Annotated in this window: 9 protein-coding genes; 7 read left to right on the forward strand and 2 right to left on the reverse strand. The window is 62.2% G+C overall.

Annotated features, from left to right (window positions below):
* Positions 1 to 57 precede the first annotated feature (57 nt).
* From M0954_RS23385 to M0954_RS23395, 3 genes are all read left to right on the forward strand, one after another.
* Positions 58 to 486 carry a response regulator gene (locus tag M0954_RS23385; protein WP_297355777.1) on the forward strand — a complete coding sequence of 143 codons (429 nt, stop codon included), beginning with the start codon at positions 58 to 60 and terminating at the stop codon, positions 484 to 486.
* 29 nt (positions 487 to 515) lie between these two features.
* On the forward strand, positions 516 to 902 hold the full coding sequence (locus tag M0954_RS23390) for a response regulator (protein WP_297355779.1): 387 nt from the start codon (positions 516 to 518) through the stop codon (positions 900 to 902).
* A gap of 61 nt (positions 903 to 963) precedes the next feature.
* A complete protein-coding gene (locus M0954_RS23395) occupies positions 964 to 1,401 on the forward strand; it encodes a response regulator (RefSeq protein WP_297355782.1) in 438 nt (145 codons plus the stop codon).
* Between the two features lie 26 nt (positions 1,402 to 1,427).
* On the opposite strand, the gene M0954_RS23400 is transcribed toward M0954_RS23395, so the two are convergent.
* Positions 1,428 to 2,105 (reverse strand): FadR/GntR family transcriptional regulator, encoded by a 678-nt coding sequence (locus tag M0954_RS23400; protein ID WP_297355790.1) that lies wholly within the window; start codon positions 2,103 to 2,105, stop codon positions 1,428 to 1,430.
* Positions 2,106 to 2,290: 185 nt separating this feature from the next.
* On the opposite strand from M0954_RS23400, the gene dgoD reads away from it, so the two are divergent.
* The 4 genes from dgoD to M0954_RS23420 all read left to right on the forward strand — a co-directional run bounded on the left by dgoD (position 2,291) and on the right by M0954_RS23420 (position 5,689).
* On the forward strand, positions 2,291 to 3,439 hold the full coding sequence (dgoD, locus tag M0954_RS23405; protein ID WP_297355784.1) for a galactonate dehydratase: 1,149 nt from the start codon (positions 2,291 to 2,293) through the stop codon (positions 3,437 to 3,439).
* Between the two features lie 96 nt (positions 3,440 to 3,535).
* A complete protein-coding gene (locus tag M0954_RS23410) occupies positions 3,536 to 4,828 on the forward strand; it encodes an MFS transporter (RefSeq protein ID WP_297355786.1) in 1,293 nt (430 codons plus the stop codon).
* A gap of 234 nt (positions 4,829 to 5,062) precedes the next feature.
* Positions 5,063 to 5,365: a hypothetical protein gene (locus M0954_RS23415; protein ID WP_123385400.1), complete on the forward strand. Its 303-nt coding sequence runs from the start codon at positions 5,063 to 5,065 to the stop codon at positions 5,363 to 5,365.
* 111 nt (positions 5,366 to 5,476) lie between these two features.
* Positions 5,477 to 5,689 (forward strand): YodC family protein, encoded by a 213-nt coding sequence (locus M0954_RS23420; RefSeq protein ID WP_297355792.1) that lies wholly within the window; start codon positions 5,477 to 5,479, stop codon positions 5,687 to 5,689.
* A 136-nt stretch (positions 5,690 to 5,825) separates the two neighbouring features.
* Here M0954_RS23420 and M0954_RS23425 read toward each other — a convergent pair.
* A partial coding sequence (locus M0954_RS23425) for a CopD family protein (protein WP_297355788.1) occupies positions 5,826 to 6,280 on the reverse strand: 455 nt, incomplete at its 5' end.

The raw sequence follows: 6,280 nt of genomic DNA on the forward strand, positions 1-6,280 counted from the left end.
TAAGGTGGCATACGCCTTGCTGCTCGTCCACGGTCAACGTTTTCAAGGCGGTCGAAATTGTCTCAACTCCACTCTCCGTGTCAAACCTGGAGCGCTCGCAAGCTTCGTATACTGAACGCGATCCCACGCGTGCTCGTGGTCGACGATAACCCCGAAGCGGCAGAGGCCCTCGCAGTCTATCTGTCGTACGAAGGTGTGGAAACGCGTACCGCCAACGGTTGTGGAGACGCTTTGCGCTGCGTAAAGGACTGGGTTCCAGACGTAGTCGTGCTCGACATCATGATGCCGGAGCGCGACGGTTTTGAAACCGCCCAGGCGTTACGGACGTATCTACCGACAACGAACCTCGGGATCGTGGCATTTACCTCACTGGACGACGACCACGTCCTTGAAACGGGAAAAGCGCGCCACAACTTCGACGGTTACTGTCGCAAGGGCACGGCCCCGGTGGCGCTACTCGCATTGATACAAAAGCTTTGGCGCTAAGCCACTTCACAGGAGCCAGACCTTTATACATGGCGCAAGCAAAACAGATCCTTCTCGTTGACGACCAGGCAGACGCAATCGACGCCCTGGCCATGTTGCTCGAACTTGACGGGCACCGGGTTCGTACCGCGTACAGCGGCGCGGACGCATTGGCCGTGGTTGAAACGTTTATCCCCGACCTGGCTTTGATCGACGTCTCCATGCCGGACATGAGCGGCATGCACCTCGTGCGGCTGCTGCGCAGCAACCCGGCGTTGGCGAACACTCGACTGATCGCGCTAACCGGATACGCCGGCGACGCGGACAAGAAAAAAGCCGCGGAAGCGGGCTTTGACGCGCACGTGACCAAACCCGTGCCGATGGACCAGCTGGCGAGCCTCGTCGCGGGCGCAGGCGGAGATCACCCGGAAACCTAGGCGCCGCCCGGGCGGCATGTTTGTTGCGGAAAAGGCAGGAAACTCCTGACTTTTTCGAGCTATGTCTACCATCCTCCTTGTCGACGATGACGTCGATTCGCTCTGGCTGCTTCAGCTGGCACTAGAAGGACACGGCCATCATGTGATCCTTGCGGAGGACGGCGAAGCGGCGCTGGACAAGGCCGGCCGATGCCTCCCCGATTTGATCGTCACGGACTGGAACATGCCGGGAACGGATGGCGTCGAGCTGTGCCGGCGGCTGAAGTTTTATCCGGCGCTCGCCCAGATTCCCGTTGTGCTGTCGTCAGGCCAGACTCCGCCCGCGGAAAAATCGGCACTCTGGAGTGTGTTTCTTCCAAAGCCCGTTGAGCTGAATGTGCTTGAGTCGACGATTGATGCGTTATTGGCGAAGCGTCTGGCGAGCCCTCACCACGCCACGACTGTCGCAGCGCCGGCACCTTCGCGCTGGCAGGCGGCTCCAAGGAAACTCTGGAATTAGCGCGGCGACGATCAACCTCTCCCCTCTCAGCCTTCGATCCGCCGCCGCGTCACGCCGAGCAAACCTTCCATGGCCTGCTGCGCCGCTGCGGCGTCGCGCGTGCGGATCGCTTCGAACACGGCAGTATGTTCAGCCAGCGACGCGTTGTAGACCTCGGCCCGCTTCGCATTCAGTCGCAACTGTGCCTCCAGCGTACGCTCGATCAGCGTGCCCAGCGGAATCAGCAGTTCGTTGCTGCATGCAGCCAGCACGCTGATATGAAAGCGCAGATCGGCCCGCACCCATTCATCGACGTTACGCGCGGCCACCATCGCCGCATGCGCCGTCTCGAGCGCATCGAAAGTCTCCGCGCCGTGCGATGCGGCGGCCAACGCAGCCGCGTACGGCTCGATCATCTCGCGCATTTCCTGGAGCTTGAGCGCGAACGTCATTGGCTCCGCGACGCGCGAATACCAGTCGAGCACGTCGACATCCAGCAGATTCCACGCGTGCCGTGGCCGCACCCGCGTGCCGACTCGCGGACGCGACTCGATCAGCCCTTTGGAGGTCAGCGTGCGCAGCGCCTCGCGCAGCACCGTGCGGCTCACGCCGAACGTCTCCATCAACTCGGCTTCGCGCGGCAGGATGGTTTCCGGCGCGTAGTCGCCGCGCAGAATGGCGGTGGCCAGTTGTTGAGCGACACGCCCGTGCAGATCGTGTTGGATAGGTGCTCTCCCCGCCGTCTTCCGACGCTCTTTATGTTTGGAACGAACGCGATTATCCGGTATCCCAACGGTAAATCCACTGCGGGCGGCGCGCCGTCCGCTTGGCGTCAATAGTACTATTAATAGTACTTAAAGGCGATTTTGTTGTAGCATGTGGCTCCTCAGGCCACCAGGAGACGCCCACCATGAAAATCACCAAGCTCGAAACCTTCATCGTTCCGCCGCGCTGGTGCTTCCTCAAGATCGAAACGGATGAGGGCATCGTCGGCTGGGGCGAGCCGGTCGTCGAAGGCCGCGCGCACACCGTCGCGGCCGCGGTCGAAGAACTGTCGGACTATCTGATCGGCAAAGACCCGCTGCTGATCGAAGATCATTGGCAAGTGATGTACCGTGCGGGCTTCTACCGCGGCGGCCCGATCACGATGAGCGCGATCGCTGGCGTCGACCAGGCGTTGTGGGACATTAAGGGCAAGCACCACGGGGTGCCGATCCACGCGCTACTGGGCGGCCAGGTGCGCGACAAGATCAAGGTGTACTCGTGGATCGGCGGCGACCGTCCGAGCGACGTCGCCAACAACGCGCGCGCCGTGGTCGACCGCGGCTTCAAGGCGGTGAAGATGAACGGCTCGGAAGAGCTGCAGATCATCGACACCTTCGACAAGGTGCAAGGCGTCATCAACAACGTCGCGGCGGTGCGCGAAGCGGTGGGGCCGAACATCGGCATCGGCGTGGACTTCCATGGCCGCGTGCACAAGCCGATGGCGAAGGTGCTCGCCAAGGAACTCGACCCGTACAAACTGCTGTTCATCGAAGAGCCGGTGCTCTCTGAAAATGCTGAGGCGTTGCGCGACATCGTCAATCAGACCAACACGCCGATTGCGCTTGGCGAGCGTCTCTACTCGCGTTGGGACTTCAAGCACATTCTGGCGGGCGGCTACGTCGACATCATCCAGCCGGACGCCTCGCACGCGGGCGGCATTACCGAGTGCCGCAAGATTGCGTCGATGGCCGAAGCCTATGACGTGGCGCTCGCGCTGCATTGCCCGCTCGGCCCGATCGCGCTTGCCACCTGCCTGCAGATCGACGCGGTCAGCTATAACGCGTTCATCCAGGAACAGAGCCTGGGCATCCACTACAACCAGGGCAACGACCTGCTCGACTACATCAAGAATCCCGAGGTCTTCAAATACGAAGACGGCTTCGTGTCGATTCCGCAAGGCCCGGGGCTCGGTATCGAGGTCAACGAGGAGAAGGTCCGCGAAATGGCGAAGGTCGGTCACCGCTGGCGCAATCCGGTGTGGCGCCATACGGACGGCAGCGTCGCCGAATGGTAAGCCGCTGATTTGATCAAACGCCGCCTGCGGGCGGCGTTTTTTCTTCAGGCGAGACCTGATGCTCAAACCATAAATGAGCCGCTAAGGGAAGGAGTCGTGGTGGAGACATCCACGTTTGAAACCCAGGCGACCGGCAAACGCCACCGCCTGCTGGTCATGCTGTTCGTCACCGTCGTCATTACCTATCTGGACCGTAGCAACCTGTCGATTGCAGCCACCGCCATCGCGCAGGATCTGCAACTCGATCCGCCCCACATGGGGCTGGTGTTCTCGGCCTTCGGCTGGTCGTACGCCTTGCTGCAGATCCCCGGCGGCATGCTGGTGGACCGCGCCCGGCCCCGGCTGATGATGGCGCTGATCATCGGGCTATGGTCGATCGCCACCGTCCTGCAGGGATTTGCCAGCGACTTTGCGCTGCTGCTGTCGCTGCGCGTGCTGCTCGGCGTGCTCGAAGCGCCGGCCTATCCGACGCTCAACCGCATCGTCACCACCTGGTTCCCCGACAGCGAGCGGGCCCGCGCCATCGCCGTGTACACCTCCGGCCAGTACGTCGGTCTCGCTTTCCTGACGCCCGCGCTCGTCCTGACCCAGCAGCACTTCGGCTGGCACGGCGTGTTCATCCTGACGGGGCTCATCGGCGTGGCGTGGGCGCTCGTCTGGTACGCGCTGTACCGCGAGCCGTCCGAAGCAGCCGGGATCAACCAGGCGGAACTCGACACGATCCGCCGTGGCGGCGGCCTCGTCGAACTCAGCAGCGCCCGCGTGTCTCGCGCACGATACAACTCGGCCGACTGGCGTGCCGTGCTCGGCAACCGCAAACTCTGGGGCATCTATATCGGCCAGATTGCGGTGACTTCAACGCTGTGGTTCTTCCTGACGTGGTTTCCCACCTACCTCGTCAAATACCGCCACATGGACTTTCTCAAGGCCGGCTTCATGGCCGCCGTGCCGTTTCTCGCCGCTTTCGTCGGCATTCTGGCCTCCGGCCTGATCTCCGATGCCATGATCCGCCGCGGCGTCTCGGCCACGGCCGCGCGCAAAGTGCCCATTGTCACGGGCCTGCTGCTGTCCACGGCGATTGTCGGTGCGAACTTTGTCGATAGTCCCTCAATGGTCATCCTCTTCATGGCCATCGCCTTTTTTGGCAGCGGATTTTCGTCAATCACCTGGGTGCTTGTCTCCTCCATGGCGAAAAAGGAACTGCTCGGACTCACCGGCGGCATGTTCAACCTGATGGGCAACCTGTCCTCGATCTGCGTGCCGATCGTGATCGGCCTGCTCGTCAAGGGCAACGACTTCGCGCCAGCACTCGTTTTCATGAGCGCGGTCGGCGTGGTGGGCGCGCTGTCGTATCTGTTTCTGGTCGGCCGGATCGAGCGGATCCGCTAGGCGGATGAGACATGTCCAGCGACGTTACGTACGCTAGCGAACGCAAGAGTCTCAGTTACGTAACATCCCGGACGGAATCGCTCTAGAAGCGACTTCCGTCCACCTCTCCGCATCCCTCCGAGCCACCTGAAAGCCTTGCTGGAAAAGGCTTTCAACTCTTCCGCCGCAACCCCATTTCCCGCTTGGCCCGCTCCTTGCTTTGTAGCAGTCTAAAGACGATGCGAGAGGGCAATCATGGGCGAATTTCTTCCTGACTATTTGATCCGCGAACAAGCGGCCGTGGGCGCGCTGGTGGTGTTCGGCGTGCTGCGGGTGATCGGCGCGGTAATGGCGTTCCAGCAGGGCTGGCGCATCTCGACGGTGGAGAAGTGTTTCATCGCTGCAGCGGTCATCTACTGCGCGCCGCAACTGTTCGATTTGCTGACCCAACTCTATGGCTCGCATGCCGCCGGCGCCGAACTCGAAGGCAAGGCGAGCGGCTGCGCGATCGCGCTGTTCTGCGCGCCGATCCTCGGCCACAAGCTGGGTTACGAATAAGCCGCGTCGATTCAGAAATGTAACGGGCTGATCCCGCGGACGACTGGGCGCTCGCCCCGCCTGAAGCAGCCGATGCAACGAACCGAGTGGAAGACCGAAGTGATGAAAGCGATGTTTCTACCAAAACGAACGACGTACCGGGGCGGCGATGTGCTGACGCTCAAATCGGGCGGCCGTCCGATGACCGCCACGTGGGTAGGTCCGGTTGTGTTTGCGTCGGGCACCTGGCTGATCTGCCAGTGGTTCGACGACGATGGCGAACTGCGTCAGGAGATGTTCCCTGAAACCATGCTGGAGCGAGTGCCGAAAGCACTCGCCGCTTAACGGGCAGTACCGGGGCAACCGGCTCCTGCCGGGCGACCGCGTGTGTTCACGCCGCACAGGCTTGCTGTGCGGCGTTTTTTTGTGTGGTGGCCACCGTGGACGGGTCCTCAGCGCTCGCCCAACGACCGCTCACCGCTCAGGCGAGCGGGACGAAGGCCGGCACGCTGTTGGACAAAGCAGCCGCCACAATGAACACGCCGATCATCGCCAGCGCTTCAAGGTAAAGCACGTTGGTGAAGGTGTGAGCGTCCATCGTCGACGCAGTGCGGCGAAGCCGCGGCAATGCCAGGAAGCGGTTCAGGCCGCCAAGCACGAGCGCTAGAGCCACCAGCGCCAGCTTGAGCGTCAGCACATGTCCCCAGGTGCTGATTTCGATCGCCTCGAATGACCCGCCCGAACCCCGCACGGTATTGAAGATCCCCGTCAGCAGCACGAACACGACCGCGACCAGCGACACGTTCGAGATCTGCATAGCCGTACGGATCAGCATGCCACGCGCGGTCGAAGTGCCCAGCGCCGGCAGCACCGCGAGGCCAGCCGTCACGACCAGGCCGCCCCATACGCTGGTGGCAAGCACATGCAACGTATGCA

Origin of the sequence: Paraburkholderia sp. (assembly GCF_026225065.1) — a bacterium.
Classification (GTDB): domain Bacteria; phylum Pseudomonadota; class Gammaproteobacteria; order Burkholderiales; family Burkholderiaceae; genus Paraburkholderia.

What these genes read in the sequence shown, in the direction of transcription:
- M0954_RS23390 (WP_297355779.1), top strand. Translation starts at nt 516, where the DNA reads ATGGCGCAAGCAAAACAGATCCTTCTCGTTGACGACCAGGCAGACGCA.
- M0954_RS23395 (WP_297355782.1), top strand. Translation starts at nt 964, where the DNA reads ATGTCTACCATCCTCCTTGTCGACGATGACGTCGATTCGCTCTGGCTG.
- dgoD (WP_297355784.1), top strand. Translation starts at nt 2,291, where the DNA reads ATGAAAATCACCAAGCTCGAAACCTTCATCGTTCCGCCGCGCTGGTGC.
- M0954_RS23415 (WP_123385400.1), top strand. Translation starts at nt 5,063, where the DNA reads ATGGGCGAATTTCTTCCTGACTATTTGATCCGCGAACAAGCGGCCGTG.
- M0954_RS23420 (WP_297355792.1), top strand. Translation starts at nt 5,477, where the DNA reads ATGTTTCTACCAAAACGAACGACGTACCGGGGCGGCGATGTGCTGACG.